Origin of the sequence: Halomonas rhizosphaerae, assembly GCF_030012485.1 — a bacterium.
GTDB lineage: Bacteria > Pseudomonadota > Gammaproteobacteria > Pseudomonadales > Halomonadaceae > Halomonas > Halomonas rhizosphaerae.
Window position 1 is genome coordinate 84,909 of record NZ_JASCQQ010000005.1, and the last position, 26,079, is coordinate 110,987.

At 69.5% G+C, this 26,079-nt stretch carries 21 protein-coding genes; 9 read left to right on the plus strand and 12 right to left on the minus strand.

Going from position 1 to position 26,079, the window contains the following annotated elements:
• Positions 1–34 precede the first annotated feature (34 nt).
• Positions 35–424, plus strand: coding sequence for an Hsp20/alpha crystallin family protein (locus tag QLQ86_RS01875; protein WP_282815745.1), 390 nt, complete (start codon positions 35–37; stop codon positions 422–424).
• 124 nt (positions 425–548) lie between these two features.
• Complete coding sequence (locus QLQ86_RS01880) at positions 549–1,601, plus strand: class I fructose-bisphosphate aldolase (RefSeq protein ID WP_282735012.1); 1,053 nt, start codon at positions 549–551, stop codon at positions 1,599–1,601.
• Between the two features lie 81 nt (positions 1,602–1,682).
• On the opposite strand, the gene tkt is transcribed toward QLQ86_RS01880, so the two are convergent.
• Complete coding sequence (gene tkt / locus QLQ86_RS01885) at positions 1,683–3,674, minus strand: transketolase (RefSeq protein WP_282735011.1); 1,992 nt, start codon at positions 3,672–3,674, stop codon at positions 1,683–1,685.
• A gap of 233 nt (positions 3,675–3,907) precedes the next feature.
• Between tkt and metK the strand changes: the two genes are divergently transcribed.
• The 3 genes from metK (at position 3,908) to ahcY (ending at position 8,413) form a co-directional block, all read left to right on the plus strand.
• Entirely contained in the window at positions 3,908–5,128 is a 1,221-nt protein-coding gene (gene metK / locus QLQ86_RS01890) for a methionine adenosyltransferase (RefSeq protein WP_282735010.1), read from the plus strand.
• Positions 5,129–5,220: 92 nt separating this feature from the next.
• On the plus strand, positions 5,221–6,909 hold the full coding sequence (gene ligB / locus QLQ86_RS01895) for an NAD-dependent DNA ligase LigB (RefSeq protein ID WP_282815746.1): 1,689 nt from the start codon (positions 5,221–5,223) through the stop codon (positions 6,907–6,909).
• A 94-nt stretch (positions 6,910–7,003) separates the two neighbouring features.
• Positions 7,004–8,413, plus strand: a complete 1,410-nt coding sequence (gene ahcY / locus QLQ86_RS01900; protein ID WP_282815747.1) for an adenosylhomocysteinase — start codon at positions 7,004–7,006, stop codon at positions 8,411–8,413.
• Between the two features lie 3 nt (positions 8,414–8,416).
• Here the strand turns inward: ahcY and QLQ86_RS01905 are convergent, their stop codons facing one another.
• The 3 genes from QLQ86_RS01905 to QLQ86_RS01915 form a co-directional block, all read right to left on the minus strand.
• Positions 8,417–8,875, minus strand: coding sequence for a hypothetical protein (locus QLQ86_RS01905; RefSeq protein WP_282815748.1), 459 nt, complete (start codon positions 8,873–8,875; stop codon positions 8,417–8,419).
• A gap of 9 nt (positions 8,876–8,884) precedes the next feature.
• The gene (locus QLQ86_RS01910) at positions 8,885–9,238 is read right to left on the minus strand and encodes a DUF6152 family protein (protein ID WP_282735006.1); all 354 of its coding nucleotides are present in this window, start codon (positions 9,236–9,238) and stop codon (positions 8,885–8,887) included.
• An 83-nt stretch (positions 9,239–9,321) separates the two neighbouring features.
• Complete coding sequence (locus tag QLQ86_RS01915) at positions 9,322–10,260, minus strand: AEC family transporter (protein ID WP_282815749.1); 939 nt, start codon at positions 10,258–10,260, stop codon at positions 9,322–9,324.
• A gap of 140 nt (positions 10,261–10,400) precedes the next feature.
• Here QLQ86_RS01915 and metF point away from each other — a divergent pair, with 140 nt between their 5' ends.
• Positions 10,401–11,249, plus strand: coding sequence for a methylenetetrahydrofolate reductase [NAD(P)H] (metF, locus tag QLQ86_RS01920; protein ID WP_282815750.1), 849 nt, complete (start codon positions 10,401–10,403; stop codon positions 11,247–11,249).
• A 71-nt stretch (positions 11,250–11,320) separates the two neighbouring features.
• Here the strand turns inward: metF and QLQ86_RS01925 are convergent, their stop codons facing one another.
• The 5 genes from QLQ86_RS01925 to prlC all read right to left on the minus strand — a co-directional run bounded on the left by QLQ86_RS01925 (position 11,321) and on the right by prlC (position 18,953).
• Positions 11,321–13,498, minus strand: a complete 2,178-nt coding sequence (locus QLQ86_RS01925) for a TRAP transporter permease (RefSeq protein WP_282735003.1) — start codon at positions 13,496–13,498, stop codon at positions 11,321–11,323.
• Between the two features lie 95 nt (positions 13,499–13,593).
• Entirely contained in the window at positions 13,594–14,580 is a 987-nt protein-coding gene (locus tag QLQ86_RS01930; RefSeq protein ID WP_282815751.1) for a TAXI family TRAP transporter solute-binding subunit, read from the minus strand.
• Between the two features lie 307 nt (positions 14,581–14,887).
• On the minus strand, positions 14,888–16,606 hold the full coding sequence (locus QLQ86_RS01935) for a Na/Pi cotransporter family protein (RefSeq protein ID WP_282735001.1): 1,719 nt from the start codon (positions 16,604–16,606) through the stop codon (positions 14,888–14,890).
• Positions 16,607–16,611: 5 nt separating this feature from the next.
• Positions 16,612–16,857 (minus strand): YheV family putative zinc ribbon protein, encoded by a 246-nt coding sequence (locus QLQ86_RS01940; protein ID WP_282735000.1) that lies wholly within the window; start codon positions 16,855–16,857, stop codon positions 16,612–16,614.
• Between the two features lie 47 nt (positions 16,858–16,904).
• Positions 16,905–18,953 carry an oligopeptidase A gene (gene prlC, locus QLQ86_RS01945; RefSeq protein WP_282815752.1) on the minus strand — a complete coding sequence of 683 codons (2,049 nt, stop codon included), beginning with the start codon at positions 18,951–18,953 and terminating at the stop codon, positions 16,905–16,907.
• A gap of 104 nt (positions 18,954–19,057) precedes the next feature.
• On the opposite strand from prlC, the gene QLQ86_RS01950 reads away from it, so the two are divergent.
• From QLQ86_RS01950 to QLQ86_RS01960, 3 genes are all read left to right on the plus strand, one after another.
• Positions 19,058–20,398 carry a sodium-dependent transporter gene (locus tag QLQ86_RS01950; RefSeq protein WP_282815753.1) on the plus strand — a complete coding sequence of 447 codons (1,341 nt, stop codon included), beginning with the start codon at positions 19,058–19,060 and terminating at the stop codon, positions 20,396–20,398.
• 30 nt (positions 20,399–20,428) lie between these two features.
• A complete protein-coding gene (locus tag QLQ86_RS01955; RefSeq protein WP_282815754.1) occupies positions 20,429–20,971 on the plus strand; it encodes a gamma carbonic anhydrase family protein in 543 nt (180 codons plus the stop codon).
• Positions 20,972–21,058: 87 nt separating this feature from the next.
• The gene (locus tag QLQ86_RS01960; protein WP_282734996.1) at positions 21,059–21,730 is read left to right on the plus strand and encodes a metal-dependent hydrolase; all 672 of its coding nucleotides are present in this window, start codon (positions 21,059–21,061) and stop codon (positions 21,728–21,730) included.
• Here QLQ86_RS01960 and QLQ86_RS01965 read toward each other — a convergent pair.
• From QLQ86_RS01965 to QLQ86_RS01975, 3 genes are read right to left on the minus strand one after another with little or no spacing between them, the layout of a single operon-like run.
• The gene (locus tag QLQ86_RS01965; RefSeq protein ID WP_282734995.1) at positions 21,706–23,088 is read right to left on the minus strand and encodes a sigma-54-dependent transcriptional regulator; all 1,383 of its coding nucleotides are present in this window, start codon (positions 23,086–23,088) and stop codon (positions 21,706–21,708) included. The genes QLQ86_RS01960 and QLQ86_RS01965 overlap by 25 nt on opposite strands.
• Positions 23,081–24,991 (minus strand): sensor histidine kinase, encoded by a 1,911-nt coding sequence (locus QLQ86_RS01970; protein WP_282815755.1) that lies wholly within the window; start codon positions 24,989–24,991, stop codon positions 23,081–23,083. The genes QLQ86_RS01965 and QLQ86_RS01970 overlap by 8 nt, the downstream gene beginning before the upstream one ends.
• Positions 24,992–24,998: 7 nt before the next feature.
• Positions 24,999–25,772, minus strand: coding sequence for a GntR family transcriptional regulator (locus QLQ86_RS01975; RefSeq protein ID WP_282815756.1), 774 nt, complete (start codon positions 25,770–25,772; stop codon positions 24,999–25,001).
• Positions 25,773–26,079: the final 307 nt, after the last annotated feature.

Consider the following 26,079-nt stretch of genomic DNA (forward strand, 5'->3'; position numbering starts at 1 on the left):
CGTGTGTTCGAGGACTTCCGAGGAGGTGAGCGAGATGAACGATGTGACCCGACGTGATGCCCCGCAGGTGCCTGCAGACCGCGAGCCGGAGGTGGAGACCCTGCTGCCGCCGGTGGATATCTTCGAGGACGGCAACGCTCTGCACCTGGTCGCCGACATGCCAGGCGTGACCCGCGAGTCGCTGCATATCGAGGTGGACAACAACGTGCTGAGCCTGGAAGGCGAGGTGCGCCTCGAGATGCCCGAGGGGCTGACCGCGATCTATGCAGAGGTCCGCGCACAGCGTTACGCGCGGCGCTTCACCCTGAGCCACGAGATCGATGCCGAGGCCATCCAGGCGCGCATCGACAACGGTGTGGTGGAGCTGGTGCTGCCCCGCAAGGAGACCCATCGCCGGCGGCGCATCGAGGTCAAGGCGGCCTGAGCCTGCGCTGACCGGGGGCGCCTGCCCAGCGCGGGCGCTCCCGTTGCATGCGCGGCCTCCCCTCGGTACGGTTTTCCCCTACGCTGGGAAGAGCGTATTCACCGGTACCAAGGAGAGGAACGACATGAGCGATATCACCAAGCTGCTGGGCAGCGAGGCCGACACCCTGCTGGGACACGTCTGCCGCGGCGTGCCCGCCGAGACGATCCACCCGCCCGGACCTGACTTCGTCGACCGGGTGATGGCCCAGAGCGACCGCCGCCCGAACGTGCTGCGCAGCATGCAGGCGCTGTTCGACCACGGTCGCCTGGCCGGCACCGGCTATCTCAGCATCCTGCCGGTGGACCAGGGCATCGAGCACTCGGCGGGGGCCTCCTTCGCGCCGAACCCGCGCTACTTCGACCCGGCCAACATCGTCGAGCTGGCCATCGAGGGCGGCTGCAACGCCGTGGCCTCGACCCTCGGCGGGCTGGCCAGCGTGGCGCGGCGCTATGCCCACCGGATCCCGATGATCCTCAAGCTCAACCACAACGAGACGCTGAGCTACCCGGCGATCTACGACCAGACGCTGTTTGCCCAGGTCGAGCAGGCCTTCGAGATGGGCTGCGTGGCGGTGGGCGCGACCATCTACTTCGGCTCCCACGAGAGCCGTCGCCAGATCATGGAGATCAGCGAGGCCTTCGAGCGCGCCCACGAGCTGGGCATGGTCACGGTGCTCTGGGCCTACCTGCGCAACCCGGACTTCAAGAAGGATGGCACCGACTACCACGTGGCCGCCGACCTGACCGGCCAGGCCAACCACCTGGCGGCGACCCTCAAGGCCGACATCGTCAAGCAGAAGCTGCCCGAGACCAACGGCGGCTTCCGCGACATCGGCTTCGGCCATACCCATGCCAAGGTCTATGACGAGCTGACCTCGGATAACCCCATCGACCTGGCGCGCTACCAGGTGGCCAACTGCTACCTGGGCCGTGCCGGGCTGATCAATTCCGGCGGCGGCTCCAAGGGCGCCTCCGACCTCGCCGAGGCGGTGCGCACCGCGGTGATCAACAAGCGGGCCGGTGGCATGGGGCTGATCTCCGGGCGCAAGGCCTTCCAGAAGCCCACGGCCGAGGGCATCGAGCTGCTCAACGCCATCCAGGACGTCTACCTGTCACCGGAGGTGACCCTGGCCTGAGGCGATGGAGGCCATCAACGCAGGCGGGCCCGGCATCTGCCGGGCCCGCCTGCGTTCGGGACGAGGTCGTGCCTCACGGGCTCAGCCCAGCAGGGCGGAGGCCTCGGCGACCACGTTGTCCACGGTGAAGCCGAAGTGCTTGAACAGGTCGCCTGCCGGGGCGGACTCGCCGAAGGTGGTCATGCCGACGATGGCGCCGTTCAGGCCCACGTACTTGTACCAGAAGTCGCGATGGCCGGCCTCGACGGCCAGGCGCGCGGTGACGGCGGGGGGCAGCACCCGCTCGCGGTACTCGGCGTCCTGGCGGTCGAAGAGGTCGGTGGAGGGCATGGAGACCACGCGCACCGCGCGCCCCTGTTCCTCGAGCCGCGCCGCGGCGTCCATGGCCAGGCCGACCTCGGAGCCGGTGGCGATCAGGATCAGCTCCGGGCTGCCCTCGCTGTCCCTGAGGACGTAGCCACCGCGCTGGATGTCGGCCAACTGTTGCCTGCTGCGCGCCTGGTGCGGCAGCCCCTGGCGGGAGAAGACCAGGGCGGTCGGGCCGGAGCGACGCTTGATGGCGGCGTCCCAGGCGGCGGCGGTCTCCACGCTGTCGCAGGGGCGCCAGGTGGCCAGGTTGGGGGTGGAGCGCAGGGTGGTCAGCTGCTCGATGGGCTGGTGGGTGGGGCCGTCCTCGCCCAGGCCGATGGAGTCGTGGGTGAAGACGTAGATGGCCTGCTTGCCCATCAGCGCCGCCATGCGCACGGCGTTGCGCATGTACTCCATGAAGATCAGGAAGGTGGCGCCATAGGGCACGAAGCCGCCGTGCAGCACTATGCCGTTCATGATGGCGCCCATGCCGAACTCGCGCACGCCGTAGTGCAGGTAGTTGCCCCCCGGCTCGGCGGGGCTGATCGCCTGGGCGCCCTTCCAGAAGGTCAGGTTGGAGGGGGCCAGGTCGGCACTGCCGCCGAGCAGCTCGGGCATCTGGGGGCCCAGCTCGTCGAGGCAGGCCAGGGAGGCCTTGCGGCTGGCTACGCTGTCGCCCCTGGCCTGGGCGGCCTCGATCATCGCCTCGCTGGTGATGCTGGTCGGCAGGTCACCCTTGATCCGGCGCTGGAACTCCCGGGCCAGCTCCGGGAAGGCCTCGGCGTAGCGCGCGAAGCGTTCCTTCCAGGCGTCCTGGCGGGCCTGGCCGGCCTCGGTGGCGTCCCAGCCGCGGTAGATCTCCTCGGGCACGTGGAAGGGGGCATGGGGCCAGTCGAGCTGGCGACGTGCGGCGGCGACCTCGTCCTCGCCGAGCGCGGCGCCGTGGCACTCCTCCTTGCCCTGCTTGTTGGGCGCACCGAAGCCGATGATGGTCTTGCAGATGATCAGGCTGGGCTTGTCGTCGTGGCTGCGGGCCAGCTCGATGGCGGCCTTGATCTCCTCGGGCTTGTGGCCGTCGACGCTGGGCACCACGTGCCAGCCGTAGGCCTCGAAGCGCTTGGCGGTGTCGTCGGTGAACCAGCCCTCGACCTCGCCGTCGATGGAGATGCCGTTGTCGTCATAGAAGGTGATCAGCTTGCCGAGCCGCTGGGTACCGGCCAGCGAGGCGACCTCGTGGGAGATGCCCTCCATCAGGCAGCCGTCGCCGACGAAGCAGTAGGTGTGGTGGTCGACGATGGTGTGGCCGGGGCGGTTGAACTGGGCCGCCAGGGTGCGCTCGGCCAGCGCCATGCCCACCGCATTGGCCAGGCCCTGGCCCAGCGGGCCGGTGGTGGTCTCGATGCCCGGCGCGTAGCCGTATTCCGGGTGGCCGGCGGTCTTGGCGTGCAGCTGGCGGAAGTTCTGCAACTCCTCGAGACCGAGCTCGTAGCCGGTCAGGTGCAGCAGGGAGTAGAGCAGCATGGAGCCGTGGCCGTTGGAGAGCACGAAGCGGTCGCGGTCAGGCCAGTGCGGATCGGCCGGGTTGTGGACGAGGTAGTCGTTCCACAGCACCTCGGCGATGTCGGCCATGCCCATGGGCGCGCCGGGATGGCCGGAGTTGGCCTTCTGGACGGCATCCATGGACAGGGCGCGTATGGCGTTGGCCAGTTCGAAACGGGACGGCATGGTGTGCTCCTCGCCTGCGGCAGAATATAGGCAACGACACGAACGGGCCAGGGGGGATGCGGCCGGACGTGACTTCTGGCTGGGTGACGCCGCGGGACGGGGCGGCGCGGTCGAATTCGGGCGCCTATTGTCGCCGACTTGCCGCCCTGCATCAAATCGTGGATGCCCGGGGGAGCCGCAGCGTGTAGACTTCGCGACTGCCTATTGCCGATAAGAAGAGGGCCGAGGACGCCATGAGCGAATACTCTCTGTTCACCTCCGAGTCCGTGTCCGAGGGGCATCCGGACAAGATCGCCGACCAGATCTCCGATGCGGTGCTCGACGCCATCATCGCCCGCGACAAGAACGCCCGGGTGGCCTGCGAGACGCTGGTCAAGACCGGCGTGGCCATCGTCGCCGGCGAGATCACCACCTCGGCCTGGGTCGACCTCGAGGCGCTGGTGCGCGAGGTGATCACCGGCATCGGCTATACCTCCTCGGACGTCGGCTTCGACGGCGAGACCTGTGGCGTGCTCAACCTGATCGGCAAGCAGAGCGTGGACATCGCCCAGGGGGTCGACCGCAACAAACCCGAGGACCAGGGTGCCGGCGACCAGGGCCTGATGTTTGGCTACGCCACCAACGAGACCGATTCCTACATGCCGGCGCCGATCCACTACGCGCACCGCCTGGTGGAGCGTCAGGCCGAGCTGCGCAAGCACGGCCTGCTGCCCTGGCTGCGCCCCGACGCCAAGAGCCAGCTGACCTTCCGCTACGACGCGGCGGGCAAGCCCTGCGCCGTGGATGCCGTGGTGCTCTCCACCCAGCACGACCCGGAGATCGACCAGGACGAGCTGCGCAAGATGGTGCGCCGCGAGATCATCGAGCAGGTGATCCCCGCCGAGTGGCTGACCGCGACCACCAAGTACCATATCAATCCCACCGGCAAGTTCGTGATCGGCGGCCCCGTGGGCGACTGCGGCCTGACCGGGCGCAAGATCATCGTCGACACCTACGGCGGCACCGCACGGCACGGTGGCGGCGCCTTCTCCGGCAAGGATCCCTCCAAGGTCGACCGCAGCGCCGCCTATGCCGGCCGCTACGTGGCCAAGAACCTGGTCGCCGCGGGGCTGGCCGACAAGTGCGAGATCCAGGTCTCCTACGCCATCGGCGTGGCCGAGCCCACCTCGGTCTCCGTCAACACCTTCGGGACCGGCCGGGTGGACGACGCGCGCATCATCGCGCTGGTGCGCGAGCACTTCGACCTGCGGCCCAACGCCATCACCCGCATGCTCGACCTGCTGCACCCCATGTACCAGCTCACCGCGGCCTACGGCCACTTCGGTCGCGAGCCCTTCGAGACGAGCTACCGCTGGACCGACACCCAGGGCCAGGCGCATACCGAGACCTTCACGGCCTTCCCCTGGGAGAAGACCGACCGCGCCCACGCCCTGCGCCAGGCCGCCGGGCTGTAGGAGATCGCCTACAGACGATGACGGGCCCCGCTGGCAGCGCCATGTGGGGCCCGTTGCTATGGTCAGGACAGACCTTGCGTGGGAGCTGCCTGATGTCCCGGCATCTGGCCGGCTGGCTGCTGGCCCTCTCCATCGTGCTTTTCCCGTCCTCGGCCATGGCCTGTCCCGCCTGGTCCGGGGAACGGGCCGAACGCGAGCTCGCTGCCCTGGGCGAGCGGCTGGCCGGGTGGGACGACGCCTATTACCGCCGGGGCGAGTCGCCGGTCTCCGATGGCGTCTATGACCAGGCGCGAGAGCGGCTCGCGGCCTGGCAGCGCTGCTTTCCCGGGGCGCTCGAGGGTGGCGCGCCCGACGTCGCGCGGCCGTCCGGACCGGTTCGCCATCCCGTTGCGCAGACCGGGCTCGCCAAGCTCGCCGACGAGGCCGCGGTGCGCCACTGGCTGGCGCGCCGCGACGACGCCTGGGTGCAGCCCAAGGTGGACGGCGTGGCGGTGACCCTCGCCTACGCGCAGGGCCGCCTGGCGAGGGCGATCAGCCGAGGGGATGGCCGTCATGGGCAGGACTGGACGCCGGCGGCACGCCGCATCCCGGCGATTCCCGCGCGGCTCCCGGAGGAGATTGATGCGGTCCTGCAGGGCGAGCTCCATCTGCGCCTGGGGGGGCACGTCCAGGCCGAGGCAGGTACGGCCGGGGCGCGCAGCGCGGTGGCCGGGCTGCTGGCCCGCGATGCCCTGGAGGCCGAGGCGGCAGGGCGCATCGGCCTCTTCGTCTGGGACTGGCCGGATGGTCCGGCGGCGATGGACGAGCGGCTCGAGGGGCTTGAACGGCTGGGCTTCGGCGAGGCCGTCGCCCTGACCCGGCCGGTAGAGACCCTGGAAGAGGTGGCCCGCTGGCGGGAGCGCTGGTATCGCGGCCCGCTGCCCTTCGCCACCGATGGCGTGGTGTTGCGTCAGGGGCGTCGACCGCCCGGGAAGGAGTGGTGGGCCGAGCCGCCGGGCTGGGCCGCGGCCTGGAAGCACCCGCCCCGGGAGGTATTGGCGGAGGTGCGCGGCGTCGAGTTCCGCATCGGGCGTACCGGACGCATCACCCCGCTGCTGCACCTGCATCCCGTCGCGCTGGAGGGCCGGACGATCCGCCGGGTCGGCCTGGGGTCGCTGGCGCGCTGGCGAGCGCTCGACATCCGCCCCGGCGACCAGGTGGTGATCGCCCTGGCCGGCCTGACGATTCCCCGGCTGGAGAGCGTGGCCTGGCGAGCCGTCGAGCGCCCGGCGCTCGCCCCGCCGGCGGGGGAGGACTATCACGCCCTGAGCTGCTTCCGGTCGCGGCCGGGCTGCGAGGCACAGTTCCTCGAGCGCCTCGCCTGGCTGGGTGGCCCGCAGGGGCTCGACCTGCCCGGCGTGGGCCCGGGCACCTGGTACGCCCTGGTCGAGGCCGGACTGGTCACGGGCCTGCTGGACTGGCTGGCCCTGGACGAACGGGCGTTGCGTCGCGCCCACGGCATCGGCGAGGCCCGAGCCAGGGCCCTGGTGGCCGCCTTCGCGGCCACGCGGGCGGCAGCGTTTCCCCGCTGGCTGCAGGCGCTGGGGGCGCCGCCCGGCGTCGAGGCCGCCCTGCCGGCAGACTGGGCGACCCTGACCGGCCATGGCCGTCGCGATTGGACGGCGTTGCCCGGCGTGGGAGCCGAGCGCGCCGAGGCGCAGGTCGACTTCTTCGCCCATCCCGAGGTGCAGGCACTGGCGCGACGACTCGGCGAGGCCGGCATCGACGGCTTCGAGCCGTGATCTCTGCCAGGCATCCGCCTGCGTTGGTTGTCTGGGGTTGTGCTCACTGCCTATAGTGAGGATCACGCGTTTCGTCTTGAAGAGGTGTCGCTCGATGAACCACCCCGCCGTTTCCGCTCCCGTGGCAACCGACTGCAAGGTCGCCGATCTCTCCCTCGCCGACTGGGGGCGTCGCGAGATCCGCATCGCCGAGACCGAGATGCCGGCGCTGATGACGATCCGCGACAAGTACCGCGGCGAGCAGCCGCTGGCCGGCGCGCGTATCGCCGGCTGCATCCACATGACCATCCAGACCGCGGTGCTGATCGAGACGCTGATCGATCTGGGGGCCAGCGTGCGCTGGTCGTCGTGCAACATCTTCTCCACCCAGGATCACGCCGCGGCCGCCATCGCCGCCGCCGGCATCCCGGTGTTCGCCTGGAAGGGCGAGAGCGAGGAGGAGTTCTGGTGGTGCATCGAGCAGACGGTGGAGGGCCCAGACGGCTGGACCCCCAACCTGGTGCTGGATGACGGCGGCGACCTGACGGCACTGCTCCACGAGAAGCGTCCCGAGCTGCTGGATGCCATCCACGGCATCTCCGAGGAGACCACCACCGGCGTGCATCGCCTGCAGGAGATGCTGCGCGACGGCCTGCTGAGGGTGCCGGCGATCAACGTCAACGATGCCGTCACCAAGTCGAAGAACGACAACAAGTACGGCTGCCGCCATTCGCTCAACGACGCCATCAAGCGCGCCACCGACCATCTGCTGGCGGGCAAGCAGGCGCTGGTGGTGGGCTATGGTGACGTGGGCAAGGGCTCGGCCGCCTCGCTGCGCCAGGAGGGCATGATCGTGCGCATCGTGGAGATCGACCCGATCTGCGCCATGCAGGCCTGCATGGATGGCTTCGAGGTGGTCTCGCCCTACCGCGAGGGCCTCAACCGCGGCCTGGAGAGCATCGACCGGGACCTGCTCTCGCGGATCGACCTGGTGGTGACCGCCACCGGCAACATCCACGCCTGCGACGCCGCCATGCTTCAGGGGCTCAAGCCCGGCGCGGTGGTCTGCAACATCGGCCACTTCGACAGCGAGATCGACACCGCCTACATGCGTCGCCACTGGCACTGGGAGGAGGTGAAGCCCCAGGTGCACCAGATCTACCGTGACAGCAAGCCGGGAACATTCGACCCCGACAGTCGCGACTACCTGATCCTGCTCTCCGAGGGCCGCCTGGTGAACCTGGGCAATGCCACCGGTCATCCCTCCCGGGTGATGGATGGTTCCTTCGCCAACCAGGTGCTGGCACAGATCCACCTCTTCGATGGCCGCTTCGCCGAGCTGCCCGAGGGCGACCGGCGGGATGCCCTCGGCGTGACGGTGCTGCCGCGGCACCTCGACGAGGAGGTCGCCCGCTACATGGTGCAGGGCTTCGGCGGAGTGGTCACCCGCATGACCGAGGAGCAGGCCGACTATACCGGCGTCGCCGTCGACGGGCCCTACAAGCCGGACGCCTATCGCTACTGAGTCCTAGACGAAGGCGAGAAAGCGTCCGCAGGCCAAGGCCCCCAACCACAACGGTAGTGAGAGTCCGCCGGCGAGGCGCAGGCGTCGAGGCGAGGCGTGCTCGACCCCTGGGCCTAGGTTGAGTGCCAGGGCGTTGGTAATGGCCAGGGCGATCAACGACAGCTTCAGCCAGAACAGCGGCATGGCCGCGTAGCCGGTCGGATCGGCAAGGAAGAGCATCAGCCCAGCGCCAAGCGCCAGGCTGAGTCCGGCCATGGCCACGGGCTGCAGTAGCCGGCGGAGAGGGGCCAGGGGCAGGCGGCGCCGCCAGCCCAACAGGCGCAGATCCAGGGCGGCAATGGCGCCGACCAGCAGGGCCACGCCCAGCACGTGCAGGGCATTGACGGCCGCATAGCCCCAGCGCGACAGGCGCATCCATTCGGCCAGCGGGGTTCCGGCCAGCCAGGTCAGCAGGGCTTCCACCCCCGGCGCTCAGATGCGATCGGGGTAGAGCACGTGGTGCTCCTCGCCGATCCACAGTTGCTCCGCCTTCAACAGGCGTTCGCCAGCGTGCTCGCCGGAGACGCGCAGCTCGACGCCCTCGGCGAGGTCGCCCTCCGCCAGGCCGGCGCGGGTGTTGCGCCAGGGCTGGCCGACCTCGACCGTCCAGGCTTCACCCTTCACGTCGAGGGTCACCTCGCCATGGGGATTGCCCAGGCGCACCGCGGTGATGGTGCCAGTGAGTTCGATGGTCTCGCCGCCGGTCCAGCCGTGGTGGGCCAGGGCCGGTGACAGAACCAGCAGGGCGCCGACCAGCAAGGCCAGCAGGAAGTGACGTCTTGGCATGGGCGGCTCCTCGTGAGACGACTCTTCTCTAAGGCTAGCCCGATGAGGGCCGGCTGCAAGCCCGCCGAGGGGTGTGGTCGTCGTTACCGGATGCCGGCCAGTGGCATCATCAGCCCCAAGTAGAGGGGGATCAGCAGGGGCGCGGCCAGGGTGGTGATCAGCACCGCCAGGGCGCCCTTCTCGGGGGCGATGCCGAGCTCCATGGCCACCACCACCACGTTGGCGGCCATGGGCACCACGCCGATCAGCAGCAGCGCCAGGGCCAGCTCCCCCGACAGCGGGAAGAGCGCCTGCAGGCCCAGCACCGTGGCCAGCGACAGCAGCGGCCAGAGGCCGTAGCGGATCGCCACACAGGCGCCGATGAAGCGCAGGTCGAACTCCCGCACGCTGACCCGTCCCAGGGTCATGCCGATGATCATCATGCCGAGCAGGGTATAGGTCGCCGGGAAGGCGGCCAGCCCCTGCATCACCGCGTCCGGCACCCCGATGCCCAGGCCGCTCACCAGCAGGGCGGCGAGGAAGGCGTAGACCAGCGGCAGCCGGACGATCTTGACCAGGCTCTGGCGTACCGAGAACTGTCCCCGGGCGCTCAAGTAGAAGCCCACCGTGAACTCGTAGAGGGTCACGCCCAGCACGCAGAAGAGGTAGAGCGTCACCCCCTGGGGCGGCAGCAGCACCAGGGCCACCGGCAGGCCGAAGTAGCCGGTGTTGCCGGTGCCGGAGGAGAAGGCCAGCAGGGCGGTCTCCTGGGGGGCGAAGCCGTGCCTTGCCAGCCGGTGGACGACCACCGAGATCAGGCTGGCCACCGCGAACAGCGCCGCGGTCAGCAGCAGGTAGCCGGGCGTGGGCCCGCCCTGGATCAGGCCACGGAAGAAGGTCAGCGGGGCGACCAGGTAGATCAGCAGGGTGGCGACGGGGCGCGGGTCCACCGCCAGCCGGCGGGCGGCGAGCCAGCCGAGGCCGACATAGGCGAGCAGGGTCCACAGGGGACCCAACAGGGTGCCGGGGTCGATCGGGGTCATGTCCTTCCCTGGGTCATGGCGGCCGTGTGACCGCCTCTGCATGAACAGGATTGATGCAGCGTCGCGTATCTTTCATTGGTCTGCAGCCAGACCAGCCGTCAGAATAGCCGCAATATGCATCATTTTCATGAGGTAAGCCGATGAGCACGCAGGAACACCCGCTGGGGGTCAGCTTCGAGTTCTTCCCGCCCAACACCGACGCCGGTCGGGAGAAGCTGGTCGGCGTTCGCGATGCCCTGGCCAGCCGCGGGCCGCGCTTCTTCTCGGTCACCTACGGTGCCGGTGGCTCCACCCAGGACCGCACCCTGAACACCGTGCGGATGGTGCGCGAGTCCGGCTTCACCACCGCGCCGCACCTCTCCTGCATCGGCAGCGACAAGGGCGCGTTGCGCGAGCTGCTCTCGCGCTACCGGGAGGAGGGCATCGACAGCCTGGTGGCCCTGCGCGGTGACATGCCCTCCGGCATGGGCGGGGGCGGCTACGGCCAGCTGCGTTACGCCAACGAGCTGGTCGAGTTCATCCGCGAGGAGACCGGCGACCATTTCGAGGTCGCCGTGGCCGCCTACCCGGAGTCCCATCCCCAGGCCGCGAACCTCGAGCAGGACCTGGCCAACTTCGCCCGCAAGATGAAGGCCGGGGCCGACCTCGCCATCACCCAATACTTCTTCAGCGCCGAGGCCTATTTCCACTTCGTCGACCGCGCGCGAGCGCTGGGCGTCGAGGCCCCCATCGTGCCAGGCATCATGCCGATCACCAACTACACCAAGCTGGCGCGCTTCTCGGACGCCTGCGGGGCCGAGATCCCGCGCTGGATCCGCAAGCAGCTCGAGAGCTATGGTGACGACAGCGAGGCCATCGGCGCCTTCGGCGAGGAGGTGGTGTCGCGGCTCTGCCAGCGGCTGCTCGACGGCGGGGCCCCGGGCTTGCACTTCTATACCTTGAACCAGGCGACCCCCTGCCTGCGCATCCTCGACAATATCACCGGCTGACACTCCCCCCGCCGCAACGCAACGGGCCCCGCCATTGGCGGGGCCCGTTGCGTTTCAGGGGAGGGTCACGCTCAGCCGGCACTGACGGCCTTGCCCCCGCCGCCGTGGCGGCCGCGCTGCATCATGAACATCAGCGTGCCGATGGCGAGGCCCGCGATGTCGGAATAGATGCCGCCGTAGATCATGCACAGCGCCCCGAGCAGCATCACCAGGCGCTGCCAGGCCTTGACCGGCCCGAAGAACCAGGCCTGGACGGTGGCCGCCAGCAGCACGATGCCCAGGGTGGCGGTCACGCCCACGCGCAGGATCTGCATCCAGCTGCCCTCCATCAGCATGGCCGGGCTGTAGAAGAACATGAAGGGCACGATGAAGGCCGCCAGGCCGATCTTGAACGAGGCCACCGAGGTGCCCATGGCGTTGTCGCCGGAGATGCCCGCCGCCGCATAGGAGGCCAGCGCCACCGGAGGGGTGATCGCCGAGACCACCGCGAAGTAGAACACGAAGAAGTGCGCCACCAGCGGCTGGATGCCGATGTTGATCAGACCCGGCGCAACCACCGAGGCGGCCACCGCGTAGGCGGCGGTGGTCGGCATGCCCATGCCCAGCAGGATCGAGATGCACATGGCGAAGAACAGCGCCAGCAGCTGGCTGACGCCGGCCAGGCCGAGCAGCAGCGAGGAGAAGCGTGCGCCGACCCCGGTCAGCGAGATCACCCCCACGATCAGGCCGGCGCAGGCGCACACGGCGATGATCTGGATGGCCATGGTGCCGGCCAGCTGCAGGGCCTTGAGGATGGCGGGGATGCCCATCTTGTGGGGCGAGAACCAGCTCACCACGGCCGCCGAGGCGGTGGCCAGGGTGCCGGCGCGGATCACCGAGTAGCCCATGAACAGCGCGGCGATGAGGATGATGATCGGCGCGAACAGGTAGACCTGCTTGATCAGCTTCGAGAACAGCGGGATCTCGTCCTTGCGCATGCCGCGCATGCCCTTGCGGGCCGCCTCGAAGTCCACCATGCAGTAGATCGAGAGAAAGTAGAGGATGGCGGGGATAAGCGCCGCCACGGCGATCTCGGTGTAGGGAATGCCGGTGATCTCGGCCATGATGAAGGCGCCCGCGCCCATGATCGGCGGCATGATCTGCCCGCCGGTGGAGGCGGCGGCCTCGATGGCCCCGGCACTGCGGGCCGGGTAACCCACCTTCTTCATCAGCGGGATGGTCAGCGAGCCGGTGGAGACCACGTTGCCGGCGCTGGTGCCGTTGATCATGCCCATCAGGCCGGAGGCGAAGATCGACACCTTGGCGGGGCCGCCACGCGCCCGACCGGCCGCGGCGAAGGCGAAGTTGACGAAGTAGTCGCCCACCTTCGAGGCCTGCAGGAAGGCGGCGAAGATGATGAACAGGATGATGTAGGTCGAGGAGACCGCAGTGGTCGGCCCGAGGATGCCGGCGTCGGTGTAGACCTGGCTGAAGAAGCGTCCCACCGAGAGCCCGGGGTAGCCGAGGAAGCCCGGCAGGTAGGGGCCGGCGAAGACGTAGAGCAGGAAGATGGCGGAGATCACCACCAGCGCCAGGCCGGCGACGCGGCGGGTCAGCTCGAGGATCAGCAGCGAGCCGGCGATGGCCGCGTAGGAGATGCCCATGGGCGCGAAGGAGGTGCCGGTGGAGGCGCGCAGCGGGCTGTTGAACATCACCAGCAGGTAGCCGGCCACGGCCAGGGCGCAGACCATCAGCACCAGGTCGGCCGGCGAGAGGCGGTCGCGGAACTGGCGATAGCTCCAGGCGAGCAGGATGCCGGCCGTGGTGGCGAGGATCAGTGGATAGCCGAAGTGCCAGGCCTCGATCTCCGGGGCGATGCGCATGGCGCCAGCGCTCATCGCCTGGTACATCATCACCACCCGCACCAGGGCGTAGAGGGCGGGGATGAGCATGGCGTAGCTCACCCAGGAGAGCCAGGCGGCAGAGCGGCGCTGGTCCTCGTCGGCGAAGCGGGTGCCGGCATAGAGGCCGTAGCCGAGAATCAGTGCGCCGGCGATGTGCACGATGCGAAACGACCAGGTCTCCATCGGATAGACGTTCAGCGAGACCAGATGGAAGCCGGAGTAGGTGATGGCCAGGGTAGCGAAGAGCAGCCACTGCCAGCCGGTATAGAGCCGACGGTTCGACTCCACGGCTTCTTCATCGACACCCTCGACGACGACGGTATCGGCCGCTTCGTCGTCGGGGCGAGAATCGGGGGTATGGGACATGGGGAACACCCTTGGGGGGATGGCGGAGGAGCACAGGAGCTGCCCCGCATCGGGCTCATGCAGCGCGATGCGGGGCAGCCGATCAGGTCAACGGCTTACAGCTTCAGGTCGTCCGGAATCTCGTGGCCGTTCTCCTCGTACCAGCGCACGGCGCCCGGGTGGAACGGCAGCACGGTGTTGTACTTGATGTTCTCCGGGATGCTGGTCGCGGCGCTGCGGTGGACGTCACGCATGCGGTCGTTGTTCTCCATGCTCAGCTTGGTGACCTCGTAGACGAAGTCCTCCGGCAGGTCACAGCCGGCGATGGTGAAGTTCCACATGGAGACGGCGCGGGCATCCTCCTCGAGGGTCTCGTAGGTGCTGGCCGGGATCATGAACTCGGAGACCGGGAACTCCTCCAGCACCTTGGCCTGCTCCTCCTCGGTGAACTCGATGATGTTGACGTCGGTCTGCACCTCTAGCTGGCTGACGGCGGGAATCGGGATGCCGGCGGCGAAGGCGATGACGTCGATCAGGCCATCCTGCAACTGGCCGCCCAGGTCGGACCAGCCACCGTTGCGGCGGTCGAACTCCACGCCCAGGGTCTCGAGCATGGCTGGGAAGTAGGTGTCTGAGGTGGAGGCCGAAGGGCCGAAGCCGATGCGGGCGCCCTCCGGGATGTCGGAGATCGACTCGATGCCGCTGTCCTCCAGCGCCGTGATCGAGAAGGGCGTCTCGTACATCGGGAACAGGGCACAGACATTGTCCATGGGCACGCCGGGGGCCAGCGGGCTCTCGCCGGCCAGCGCCTCGGCGGCCGGTCCCATGGTGGTCAGGCCCATGGCGACGTCGCCGCCATGGACCAGCGCCATGTTCTGGGTCGGCCCGCCGGTGACCTCGCCCCCGCCGGAGATGTCCAACTCGTCGGCGATCAGGTTGGCCCAGCCGGAGCCGTAGACGAAGTAGGTGCCGCCCTGGCTGGCGGTGCCCACGGTGAAGCTCTCGGGCCAGTCGCTGCGGTCGGACTGGGCCGAGGCCGAGGCGGCGACCAGCAGGGAGCCGGCGAGGGTGCCGGCGAGGATCCGTGAGGTTGCGTTGCGCATGGCGTGTCTCCTGTATGCGGTTGTGCTCTTGTCATCTGCCCGGGCCGTCGTGCCCCGGGGCTGCATGCCATCCCAGTATGGTCACCGGTTGCGGGGCCTGCCGTGAGCCAGGCCGGGGTGGCATCAACGCCCATCAGTAAGCAATGGCCATGCCTTTTCGTTAAAATATCAGTAATTTCAAATGTTTGTGAAGATTTCATTCGACCTTGGTCGAGGCAGCCTTGGCAGGGCGGGGCCGGGATCCCGCACGGGGCGGGCCTTGCGGTGTGCGGATTTCCGCACAGGCTGTCGCGTCGGGGGCGGGCCGTCAGGCGTCGGCGACGAGTGGCGCACTCAGGGCGGCCGTCAGGCGGCTGGCCTGGTGGAGGTCGTTCATCAGCGAGGAGGCGAGCCAGGGATCCAGACGATGCTGGCGCAGCCGCTCGGCCAGCTCGTGCTGCCAGCGGCGGCGAACCTCCTCCAGGGGCGCCTCGATGTCGCGGGCACCCGGGGCGTTGGCCAGGCGGTTGAGGCCCTCGGCGAGGGCCATGCGCAGGTCATCGTGGGCCTCGCGCAGCGGACTCGTCGGCGCGGCGTGGCGCAGCAGGCTGCGCTGCAGCACCTCGCCGAAGCGCACCGCCTCGACCAGGCGTAGGGTGCGAGCATAGAGGGCCTCCAGGCGGGCCTCCTGGGCCGCGGTGAGGGGCGTGTCGATGCGCGAGTAGAAGTCGAGGATCTCCGCCATCAGCGGCTTGATCTGCTCGTGGTAGCGCACGTTCACCAGCGGCCACTCCTCGGGGATGATGGGCGCCTCGATCACGGCCCGGTCGGGCGGGTGGCCGATCGCCTCGGCGCTGGGCACCAGGATGGCCGAGGCGAGCAGGTGGTAGGTGCGGCGGTCGAGCCGTCGGCACTCCTGCTCGATGGCGGCGAGGGCCGTGTCGGCGTGCTGCAGGGCGTTGGCATCCAGGTAGCGCGCCTGGGCCGGGGGAAGCCTTGCCGGCTCGGGGAAGAGCCGCTCCAGGCCGCCGGCCAGCCGGGGGATCCAGGGCAGCATCAGCAGGATGCCGAGGACGTTGAAGAGGGTATGGAAGAGCGCCAGCTTGAGCGGCCAGGCGGTGGTCGCCAGGCCCAGCAGCGCGGCGAGCCGGTCCACCAGCCCGGCCAGCGGCAGCAGCAGCGCCAGGGCCACGGCCGCCGTGACCAGGTTGAAGATCACGTGGGCCCCGGCCAGGCGCCGGCCGGCCGTGCTGGCGCCGAAGGCACCGATCACCGCGGTCACCGTGGTACCGATGTTGGCCCCGATGGCGATGGCCAGGGCCGGCAGGTAGGGCAGCTGGCCGGAGGCCAGCGCCGTGAGGGTGATCAGCAGGGTGGCGTGACTCGACTGCATCACCACGGTGGCCATGACCCCGAAGAGCACCAGCAGCGGCCAGTGCCAGAGGCGCTCGCCGGCCAGGCCGTCCAGGGTGAGGCCATCCTGCCAGGTCTCGAAGCCCAGCTTCATGAAGTCGATGCCCAGCAGCAGCAGGCCCATGCCGAGCAGCAGGCCGGCGATGCCGGCGCGGCTGCCCTGCAGCAGCCGCGAGCCCAGCAGCCCCAGCGCCAGCAGTGGCATCGCGTAGTGGGCCAGGTCGGCCTTGAGCCCGAAGCCGGCGATCAGCCAGGCGCCGGTGGTGGTGCCGAGGTTGGCGCCGAAGAGCAGGGCGATGGCGGCGGGCAGGGCGACCAGGCCGGCGCCGACGAAGGACATGGCCAGCAGGGTGACCAGCGAACTGGACTGGACCAGCGCGGTCGCCAGGGCACCCACGGCGATGGCCCGCGAGGTCCGGCGGGTGGCGGCGTGCAGCCAGCGGTCCAGGGTGCCGCCGGAGAGGCGCTTGATGGCCTCCTCCAGGTGGGTCATGCCCCACAGGAAGAGCCCCAGTCCGGCGGCCAGGGTGGCCAGGTCGAGTCGCGCGACCAGCAGCGCCGCCGCGGCCGCGAGCCCGAGCAGCTCGAGCAGGCGGCGCTGCGGCAGCGGGGTGGCGGCCGTTCCCTGGCCCACGCGTGTCAGTGCCCTTTCGGGTCGAGGATCTTCACGGTCTGCAGGTCGCTGCGCGCCTGCTCCTCGCGCTCGCGATTGACCCGGGTCTCGAGCTCCGGCTCTGCCTCGTCCTCGATGGGCAACTGCTCGAAGAAGTCACAGCTGACGCAGTCGCGGTAGCGGATGCCGTTCTGCTCCCAGCTGCGGATGCGGTCCATCTCGGCGCAGCGCGGGCAGATGGCTCCGGCGATAAAGCGTTTGGTTACGGTCATGTCATCTCCACGATGGGCCGCCGAGTGGGCTCGGCGGCAAAACCTTCTCAGGCGGCACGGATGCCGCTGTGGCGCAGCAGCGGCTCGACGCTGGGTTCGCGGCCGCGGAAGGCGCGGAACAGCTCGGCGGCGTCGCGGGAGCCACCGCGCTCGAGGATCTCGGTGCGGAAGCGCCGACCGGTCTCGGGGTCGAAGATACCGGCTTCCTCGAAGGCGCTCCAGGCATCCGCGGAGAGCACCTCGGCCCACTTGTAGCTGTAGTAGCCCGCCGCATAGCCGCCGGCGAAGATGTGGCCGAAGCCGTTCTGGAAGCGGTTGAAGTCGGCCCGCGGCACCACGGCGACGACGTCGCGCACCGCGTCGAGCAGGGCCTGGATATCGGTGGCGCTCGGGGCGGCGAGCTCGCGGTGCAGGCGGAAGTCGAACAGCGAGAACTCCAGCTGGCGCACCATGCCCATGGCGGACTGGAAGTTCTTGGCCGACAGCAGCCGCTCGAAGAGCGTCTCGGGCAGCGGGGCGCCGGTCTCCACGTGGCCGGCGATCAGGTCGAGCCCCTCGCGTTCCCAGCAGAAGTTCTCCATGAACTGGCTGGGCAGCTCCACCGCGTCCCAGGCCACGCCGTTGATGCCGGAGATGTCGGCGACGGTCTGGCGAGTCAGCATGTGGTGCAGGCCGTGGCCGAACTCGTGGAAGAGGGTGGTGACCTCGTCGTGGGTCAGCAGGGCCGGGGTGTCGCCCACCGGGCGGGTGAAGTTGCAGGTCAGGTAGGCCACCGGCAGCTGCACCGCGTCGCCCTCGAGGCGGCGGACCCGGCACTCGTCCATCCAGGCGCCGCCGCGCTTGCCCTCGCGGGCATAGAGGTCGAGGTAGAAGCCGGCGATGGGCGCGCCCTGCTCCAGAATGCGAAAGTAGCGCACGTCGGGGTGGTAGCGCGGCGCCGTCTCGTCCTCGGCGAAGGTGACGCCGTAGAGGCGCTCGACCACCCGGAACAGGCCGTCGACCACCCGCGGGGCGGGGAAGTAGGGGCGCAGCTGCTCGTCGGAGATGGCATGGCGCGCCTCGCGCAGCTTCTCGCTGGCGAAGCCCACGTCCCAGGGCGCGAGCGCCTCCATGCCCAGCTCGTCGCGGGCATATGCCGCGAGCTCCGCGTACTCCTCGCGGGCCTGGGGTACCGCGCGTGCGGCCAGGTCCTCGAGGAAGGTGACCACCTGGTCGGGTGACTCGGCCATCTTGGTGGAGAGCGAGTAGTCGGCGTAGTCGCTGAAGCCCAGCAGCTCGGCCAACTCGTGGCGCAGCGCGAGGATCTCCTCCATCACCGGGGCGTTGTCGTACTCGCCGGCGTTGGGGCCCTGGTCGGAGGCGCGGGTGACGAAGGCGGTGTAGACCTCGCGACGCAGCTCGCGGTCCTCGGCGTAGGTCATCACCGGGAAGAAGCTGGGAAAGTCCAGGGTGATGCGGTAGCCGGCCAGGCCCTTGGACTCGGCATTGGCCCGCAGGCTGGCCAGGGCGCTCTCGGGCAGGCCAGCGAGGCGGGCCTCGTCGGCGAGGTCCAGGTGCCAGGCCTGGGTGGCGTCCAGCAACTGGTTGGAGAAGGTGTTGGAGAGCTCGGAGAGCCGCGACTTGATCTCGCCGTAGCGCCGCTTCTTCTCGGCGGGCAGGTCCACGCCGGCCAGGCGGAAGTCGCGCAGCGCATTCTCCACGGTGCGACGCTGGCCCTCTTCGAGGGTCTGCCAGGCGGGGCCGTCGCGCAGCGCCTGCCAGGCCCGGAAGAGCCCCTCGTGCTGGCCGATCCAGGTGCTGTAGTCGGAGAGCTTGCCCAGGCAGGCCTGGTAGGCCTCGCGCAGCTCGGGGTTGTTCATGGTGCCGTTGAGGTGCGAGACCGGCGACCAGGCCCGCGCCAGTCGGTCGTTGAGGGCCTCCAGCGGGGCGGCCAGGCTGTCCCAGCTCGGGGCGGTGGCGTCGGCGCCCGCGAGGAGCGCCTCGATGGCCGTGCGGTTTTCCGCCAGCAGCTCCTCGATGGCCGGCACCACGTGCTCGGGCCGGATGGCATCGAAGGGGGGCAGTTCATGGGGTTCGAGCAGCGGATTGCGGGACATGCACACCTCGGGTCGGGACGGGAGAATGGGTCTTAGATGCGGGCGGCCGCGGCGGGTTTCAATGTGCTAGGCTTGCGCCCTTTTCAGGCTCGCGGAGTGGACCCATGAACGAGACGCTGGAGCGCTGGAGCACGCGGCGCGCCTTCATCCTGGCAGTGACCGGGGCGGCGGTGGGGCTGGGCAACATCTGGCGCTTCCCCTACATCACCGGGGAGAACGGTGGCGCCGCCTTCCTGCTGCTCTACGTGGCCTTCGTGCTGCTGCTGGGGCTACCGGTGATGATGGCCGAGATCCTGATCGGCCGCGCCGGACGCCGCAGCCCCATGCAGTCGCTGGGCCATCTGGCCGGTCAGGCCGGGGCGAGTGGCCACTGGCGCTGGCTGGGCCTGTTCGGCGCCTTCACCGTGTTCTGCATCCTCTCCTTCTACTCGGTGGTCTCGGGCTGGTCCATCGAATTCCTGGTGGCCGCGGTCAACGGTGACTTCGTGGGGCGCAGCGCGGCGGAGATCGGCGCCGGCTTCGAGGCCTTCCTCGCCGACTCCGGGCGCATGACCTTCAACCATACCCTCTTCCTGATGATGACCATGCTGGTGGTCGCTGCCGGGGTGGCCAAGGGCCTGGAGAAGCTCAACAACCTGCTGATGCCGATGCTCTACCTGCTGCTGCTGGTGCTGGCGGGCTACGCGGCCACCACCGAGGGCTTCGGTCCGGCACTGGCCTGGCTGTTCCTGCCCGACCTCTCGGCGGTGACGCCCATGGTGATGCTGCAGGCCATGGGGCACGCCTTCTTCACCCTGGCGGTGGGCGCCTGTGCGCTGATGGCCTATGGCGCCTACATGCCCGACCACCAGAGCCTGCCCCGGGCCGCCGTCTCGGTGGCGGTGCTCGACGTGACGGTGGCCCTGCTGGCCGGCATCGCCATCTTCTCGGTGGTGTTCGCCCAGGGCATGGACCCCGGCGAGGGGCCGGGGCTGATGTTCGTCACCCTGCCGGTGGCCTTCGCCGAGCTCCCCGGGGGGCCGCTGTGGCTCTCGCTGTTCTTCCTGCTGCTGCTGCTGGCCACCTGGACCTCCTCGATCAACCTGGCCGAGCCCATGGTCGCCACCCTGCAGGGCTGGGGCCTGCGGCGGGGCCCGGCGGCGGCCGTGGTGGGGCTGGCGGTCTGGGGGCTGGGGATGCTCTCGGTGCTCTCCTTCTCGAGCCTGGCCGAGACCCGGGTGCTGTTCGGCATGAATCCCTTCGAGCTGGTCAGCACCATTCCGCCGGAGATCTTCCTGCCGCTGGGCGGGCTCTTGATCGCCATCTTCGCCGCCTGGGTGATGCCCGAGGAGGCCACCCTGCGGGCGCTGGATGCCGGCCCCAACGGTTTCCGTGCCTGGCGGGCCCTGGTGCGCTGGGTGTCGATCCCGTTGACGCTGGTAGTATTGTTGGCCGGACTGATCTGAAGCGCCGGACCTGACAAGAAGAGGTGAGCAATGAGCGAGGCAACGAGCCTGCGACCCTGGAAGGGACAGACGCCGCAGCTGGGTGCGCGGGTCTATATCGATCCGGCCTGCATGGTGCTGGGTGACGTGGTGCTGGGCGACGACTGCTCGGTGTGGCCCATGGCGGTGATCCGCGGCGACATGCACCGCATCCGCATCGGCGCGCGCACCAGCGTGCAGGACGGCAGCGTGCTGCACATCACCCATGCCAGCGACTTCAACCCCGACGGCTTCCCGCTGACCATCGGCGAGGAGGTGACCATCGGCCACAAGGCGATCCTCCACGGTTGCACCCTGGGCAACCGCATCCTGGTGGGCATGGGCGCGATCGTCATGGACGGGGCCGTGGTCGAGGACGAGGTGATCATCGCCGCCGGTGCCGTGGTGACGCCGGGCAAGCGCCTGGAGAGCGGCCACGTCTACGCCGGCAACCCGGCCAAGGCGCTGCGCCCGCTCAAGGAGACCGAGCGGGCCTTCTTCCCCTACACCGCCGGCAACTACGTCAGGTTGAAGGACGAGTACCTGGCAGGCTGAGCCTGTCGCCAATTGGCAACTGATTGTTTTTTATGGCCATGCTGCGCATAATCTGGGTATTCATCCAGTATTTTCGAGTCTCTGCACATGGCCGATTTTCGTACCCACCTCGGCGTCGCGGTGGCCGGTGGCGCGCTGCTGGGTCTGGGCGCCTGGCAGGCTACCTCGCTGTCCGCCACCGACGCCGCCTCCCTGGCCATCCTGACCGCGTTCGGCGGGATCCTGCCGGATGTCGATGCCGACAATTCCCATGCGATCCGCCTGATCTTCACCCTGCTCGCCGTGCTGTCGGTGGTGGTGGGCGCCCTGCTGCTGCAGGCATGGCTCGGCCCGGGGGGGCTCATCGTCGCCTGTGGCGGCCTGTATGTCGGCGTGCGCTATGTGCTGAGTGCCGTGTTCAGGCGCTTCTCGGTGCATCGGGGTATCTGGCATTCGCTGCTGGCATCGCTGCTGTGCGGGCTGGCGACCACGGTGGCCAGCTACCAGTGGCTCCTGCAGGAGGCCTGGATGGCCTGGGCCCAGGGGCTGGCGCTGGTGCTGGGTACGCTGATCCACCTGCTGCTCGATGAGCTCTACAGCGTCGACCTGGTGGGGACGCGCATCAAGCGCTCCTTCGGCACGGCGTTCAAGCTGTTCGACTATCGCCAGCCGGGCAACTCGGCGCTCATGCTGGTGCTCGTCGCCGCACTGATCCCCTGGCTGCCCCCCTGGGGAACGCTGCAGGAGCTGCTCCGTCAGGGGGCCTCGCTCTGGCGGTAGTCCTCGGCCTTTAGGCCGTACTTCCTGAGCTTGTCGTAGAGGGTCTTGCGCGGCAGGCCGAGCTGCTCGCAGGCCTCACTGACGCAGCCACGGTGGCGGGCCAGGGCCTGGTCGATCAGGCTCTTCTCGAACAGCTCCACCTGCTGGGGCAGGGCCAGGTCGCCGCTGTCGCTGCCCACCCCCTCGAGCAGGGCATCCAGGCGGTAGTCGCAGGTGGCGCCGAGCAGCACGTAGCGCTCGGCCAGGTTGCGCAGCTCGCGCACGTTGCCCGGCCAGTCGTGGGCGAGCAACGCGGAGATGCCGGCGGCATCCAGCGGCGGGGCCTCCAGCCCGCTGCGGTTGGCGGCGACCACGGCGAAGTGCTGGAACAGCAGCGGGATGTCCTCGCGCCGCTCGCGCAGCGAAGGGATCGGCAGGGTGACCACCTCGAGCCGGTAGTAGAGGTCCTCGCGGAAGCGTCCCGCCTCGGCCGCGGCCCTGAGGTCGACCTTGGTAGCGGCGATCACGCGCAGGTCCAGGGGCACCGGCACGTTGGCCCCGAGGCGCTCGATGGAGCGCTCCTGCAGCACCCGCAGCAGCTTGACCTGCAGCGACAGCGGCATCGACTCGATCTCGTCGAGGAACACCGTGCCCCCCTGGGCATGCTCGAATTTGCCGATGCGCCGCTCCACGGCCCCGGTGAAGGCGCCCTTCTCGTGGCCGAACAGCTCCGACTCGATGATGCTCTCGGGGACGGCGCCGCAGTTGATGGCCACGAAGGGGTGGCCGCCGCGGCAGCTGCGCTCGTGGATGGCCCGGGCCACCAGGTCCTTGCCGGCCCCGGTCTCGCCGAACAGCAGCACGTCGGTCTCCACCTGGCTGATGCGCTGGACCATGGAGGCGAGGCGCTGGATGGCCGGGGTGCGCCCCACCAGGCGTGGGCCCGGGGCCGATTGCTGGGCCTCGAGCTCGGCCTTGAGCGCACGGTTCTCGAGGCTCAGGCGGCGCTTGTCGATGCCGCGGCGCACCATCTCCACCAGGCGCTCACCGGCGAAGGGCTTCTCCAGGAAATCCCAGGCGCCCTCGCGCATCGCCTCCACGGCGGTGGAGATGTCGCCATGGCCGGTGATCAGGATCACCGGCAGGTCGGGGTCGCGGCCGCGCACCTCGCGCAGCAGGGCCATGCCGTCCATGCCGGGCATGCGGATGTCGCTGACGACCACCCCGGGGAAGTCCGGCGTCAGGGCCGCCAGGGCGGCCTCGGCGCTCTCGAAGGCGCGGGGCTCGTACCCCGCCAGCTCCAGGGTCTGGCCGGCGGTGATGCGCAGGTGCGCCTCGTCGTCAATGATCATCACCGGAAGGGTCGCCGGCTCATGCATGGGTGTCGTGCTCCTCGGGCCTGGTGTCGCCGGTCGCCTCGGGACCGGGGTCGCGGGGCAGGGTAATGGTGAAGCGGGCGCCGCCGCCAGGGGCATTGTCCGCCGCCAGCCGGCCGCCCAGGTCGTCGATGATGCGCGCCGAGATCGACAGCCCCAGCCCCAGGCCGCTGCCCGGCGACTTGGTGGTGAAGAAGGGCTCGAAGATCCGCCCCAGGTGGGCCTCGGCGATGCCTGGGCCGTTGTCGATGACCCGGATCCGCACCTCGCCGCCGTCGGGCTCGATGCCGAGCTGCAGTCGCGGCGTCTCGGTCTGGGCCATGGCCTGTAGCGCATTGCCGATCAGGTTGACCAGCACCTGCTCCAGGCGCACCAGGTCGGCGCGCACCCAGGCCTCCTCCTCGGGCCAGTCGCGCTCGACGGCGACCCCGGCATCGCGCAGCCGCGACTGGAAGAGCCGCAGGGCGTAGCCGAAGCAGGCGGGGACCGAGACGCTGGTGGGCCTGTCACCGCTCTTGCGCGAGAACTGGCGCAGTTGGGCACTGATCTCGGCCATGCGCTCGGTGAGCTCGATGATCTGCGCCAGGTTGCTGCTCGCCGCTTCGGTGCGGCTGCGCGCCAGGAAGGCGGCGGCATTCTCGGCATAGGCGCGAATCGCCGCCAGCGGCTGGTTGAGCTCGTGGTTGATGCCGGCGGCGAGCTGGCCGAGCACGGCGAGCTTGGCGGCCTGAATCAGCTCGTCGCGGGTCTGGCGCAGTCGCTCCTCGGCGCGGCGGCGCTCCTCGATCTCGCCGGAGAGGCGCCGGTTGGTCTCGACCAGGTCGCGGGTGCGGCGCTGGACGTTGAGCTCCAGCTCGTCGCGGGCCCGGGCCAGGGTGCGCCGCTCCCGCTCGGCGAACTGCTCGCGCTCGCGGCGCAGCCGCAGGCGCTGCCAGCCGATGCCGCCGGCCAGGACCACCACGCCGTAGAGGCCGCCGGCCAGCAGGGCGGCGAGCCACTGGGCCTGGATCACCGGCGCCAGCGACTTGAGGATATGCATCTCCCAGCCGAACGCCGGCATGGGGCGCGACAGGCCCAGATAGTCGTCCTCGGCCAGCGGTCCCCGCCGGAAGCCGACCCGCTGGCTGTGCTCGCCCGGGCTCCCGGTGATCTCGATGCCGGCGGGGGCCAGCGGCTCGTCGGCATAGCGACGGGTATCCAGCAGCGCCTCCCGCTCATCGCCGGAGAGCGGCTGCAGGGCCCGCATGCGCAGCTCCGGGCGGCTGGCCATGAAGATGATGTCGTCCTTGTCGGTGACCAGCAGCTCGGCATCCTGCTCCGCCCAGCTCGCCTCCAGGGTGTCGAGCAGCACCTTCACCACCATGACGCCATCGGGGCTGGCGTCCGGTGCGGTGTCGTCGAGCCATACCGGCGCCGAGAAGTAGTAGCCGCGCTCCCGGGACTGCACGCCCAGGCCATAGAAACGCCCGGCGTGACCGGCGATGGCGTCCTGGAAGTAGCTGCGGAAGGCGTAGTTCTGGCCGATGAAGGTGTTGGGGCGATGCCAGTTGCTGGCGGCCAGGGTGTCGCCGTGGCGGTCGATCAGGTAGATGTCCGAGACGCCGGCGGTGGCCCTGAAGCGGTCCAGCAGCCGGTTGAGGGGCATGGGGTCCTGGCTCTCCGGGGAGGCCAGGAAGCGCCTGACCATTTCCCGCGAGGCGAGCAGGTCGGGCAGGTAGTCGTGGCGAGAGAGATGGCCGACCAGGCTCGCCGCCGAGAGGCGCAGCTCGTTCTCGGCGTCCTGGCGCAGCCCCTGCAGGGCCTGGTCGCGGGCCAGCAGGGCGGCCTGCCACATGGCGAGCACCAGGCCGAGGGGCATCAGCAACCAGAGCAGCTGGCGGGCCCGGCGGCGGGACGTCGTCGGCATGGCCGCCTCAGCGTGAGGTCGCGGGCATGACCTGGGCGCGGCGCAGGGCGCGCTGGGCCCGGGTCTCGGCGCGCTCGACCTCGAGCAGCCCCTCTTCCACGAAAACCAGGTGTTCGTGGGCGCGGGTGCGGGCGTCCTCGGCCCGGCCCTCGAGGATCGCATCGAGCAGGTCGCGGTGTTGCTTCATCAGCAGGGGGCGCGATTCGGGCTTCTCGAACAGGTGGGCCAGGTTGTCGACGATGCTCTTCTCCAGCAGGTGGAAGATGCCTCGGATGGTATGCAGCAGCAGCACGTTGTGGGCCGATTCGGCAATGGCCATGTGGAAGGCCGCGTCGGCGCGGGCCTCGAGCGCCGGGTCACGGCCCTTGAAGCACGCCTCGAGCTCCTCGAAGCGCTTGATCAGCAGCGCCTTGTCGGTGGGCGTGGAGCGCAGGGCGGCATAGTAGGCGGAGATGCCCTCCATGGCGTCGCGGAACTCGAGCAGGTCGAGGTGGAACTCCCCGTGGCGCGAGAGCATTTCCAGCAGCGGGTCGCTGTAGCCGCTGTTGAGCTCCTCGCTGATGAAGGTGCCGCCACCCTGGCGGCTGGTCAGCAGGCCGCGGGCCGACAGCTTCTGGATTGCTTCGCGCAGCGAGGGGCGCGAGACGCCGAAGCGCTCGGCCAGTTCGCGCTCCGGCGGCAGGCGCTGGCCTGGCTTCAGGCTCCCCTCGAGGATCAGCGCCTCGAGGCGCTCGGTGATGACGTCGGCGAGGCGAGGCTGTCGGACGGGTTGATAGGCCATGGTGGTGGCTCCGGAACACGTGGCGAAAGTCGGCATGGTATCGCCATCAAATTGGTATTACCAAACACCGCGTCAACGGCGCGCTGTCCCTGCGTCAGGCCGTCTGAATTTCTCCTGCCACATCAGCATGTTGGGAAAAGCGTTGAAACCGATAGACTAAAGTATAGGCGAGCGAGGCTGGGAAGCGGGCCTTGCGCGTTTGACACTGCAGGCTCCGCCTCCTAATGTGCGGCAACATTTCAGTGTCAATTGGTTTTACCAATTTTCCGTAGCCCGAATCAACGACTTCAGCGCAATGCTGCCGTGC

What these genes read in the sequence shown, in the direction of transcription:
- QLQ86_RS01875 (WP_282815745.1), top strand. Translation starts at nt 35, where the DNA reads ATGAACGATGTGACCCGACGTGATGCCCCGCAGGTGCCTGCAGACCGC.
- QLQ86_RS01880 (WP_282735012.1), top strand. Translation starts at nt 549, where the DNA reads ATGAGCGATATCACCAAGCTGCTGGGCAGCGAGGCCGACACCCTGCTG.
- tkt (WP_282735011.1), bottom strand. Translation starts at nt 3,674, where the DNA reads ATGCCGTCCCGTTTCGAACTGGCCAACGCCATACGCGCCCTGTCCATG.
- metK (WP_282735010.1), top strand. Translation starts at nt 3,908, where the DNA reads ATGAGCGAATACTCTCTGTTCACCTCCGAGTCCGTGTCCGAGGGGCAT.
- ligB (WP_282815746.1), top strand. Translation starts at nt 5,221, where the DNA reads ATGTCCCGGCATCTGGCCGGCTGGCTGCTGGCCCTCTCCATCGTGCTT.
- ahcY (WP_282815747.1), top strand. Translation starts at nt 7,004, where the DNA reads ATGAACCACCCCGCCGTTTCCGCTCCCGTGGCAACCGACTGCAAGGTC.
- QLQ86_RS01910 (WP_282735006.1), bottom strand. Translation starts at nt 9,238, where the DNA reads ATGCCAAGACGTCACTTCCTGCTGGCCTTGCTGGTCGGCGCCCTGCTG.
- QLQ86_RS01915 (WP_282815749.1), bottom strand. Translation starts at nt 10,260, where the DNA reads ATGACCCCGATCGACCCCGGCACCCTGTTGGGTCCCCTGTGGACCCTG.
- metF (WP_282815750.1), top strand. Translation starts at nt 10,401, where the DNA reads ATGAGCACGCAGGAACACCCGCTGGGGGTCAGCTTCGAGTTCTTCCCG.
- QLQ86_RS01925 (WP_282735003.1), bottom strand. Translation starts at nt 13,498, where the DNA reads ATGTCCCATACCCCCGATTCTCGCCCCGACGACGAAGCGGCCGATACC.
- QLQ86_RS01930 (WP_282815751.1), bottom strand. Translation starts at nt 14,580, where the DNA reads ATGCGCAACGCAACCTCACGGATCCTCGCCGGCACCCTCGCCGGCTCC.
- QLQ86_RS01940 (WP_282735000.1), bottom strand. Translation starts at nt 16,857, where the DNA reads ATGACCGTAACCAAACGCTTTATCGCCGGAGCCATCTGCCCGCGCTGC.
- prlC (WP_282815752.1), bottom strand. Translation starts at nt 18,953, where the DNA reads ATGTCCCGCAATCCGCTGCTCGAACCCCATGAACTGCCCCCCTTCGAT.
- QLQ86_RS01950 (WP_282815753.1), top strand. Translation starts at nt 19,058, where the DNA reads ATGAACGAGACGCTGGAGCGCTGGAGCACGCGGCGCGCCTTCATCCTG.
- QLQ86_RS01955 (WP_282815754.1), top strand. Translation starts at nt 20,429, where the DNA reads ATGAGCGAGGCAACGAGCCTGCGACCCTGGAAGGGACAGACGCCGCAG.
- QLQ86_RS01960 (WP_282734996.1), top strand. Translation starts at nt 21,059, where the DNA reads ATGGCCGATTTTCGTACCCACCTCGGCGTCGCGGTGGCCGGTGGCGCG.
- QLQ86_RS01965 (WP_282734995.1), bottom strand. Translation starts at nt 23,088, where the DNA reads ATGCATGAGCCGGCGACCCTTCCGGTGATGATCATTGACGACGAGGCG.
- QLQ86_RS01970 (WP_282815755.1), bottom strand. Translation starts at nt 24,991, where the DNA reads ATGCCGACGACGTCCCGCCGCCGGGCCCGCCAGCTGCTCTGGTTGCTG.
- QLQ86_RS01975 (WP_282815756.1), bottom strand. Translation starts at nt 25,772, where the DNA reads ATGGCCTATCAACCCGTCCGACAGCCTCGCCTCGCCGACGTCATCACC.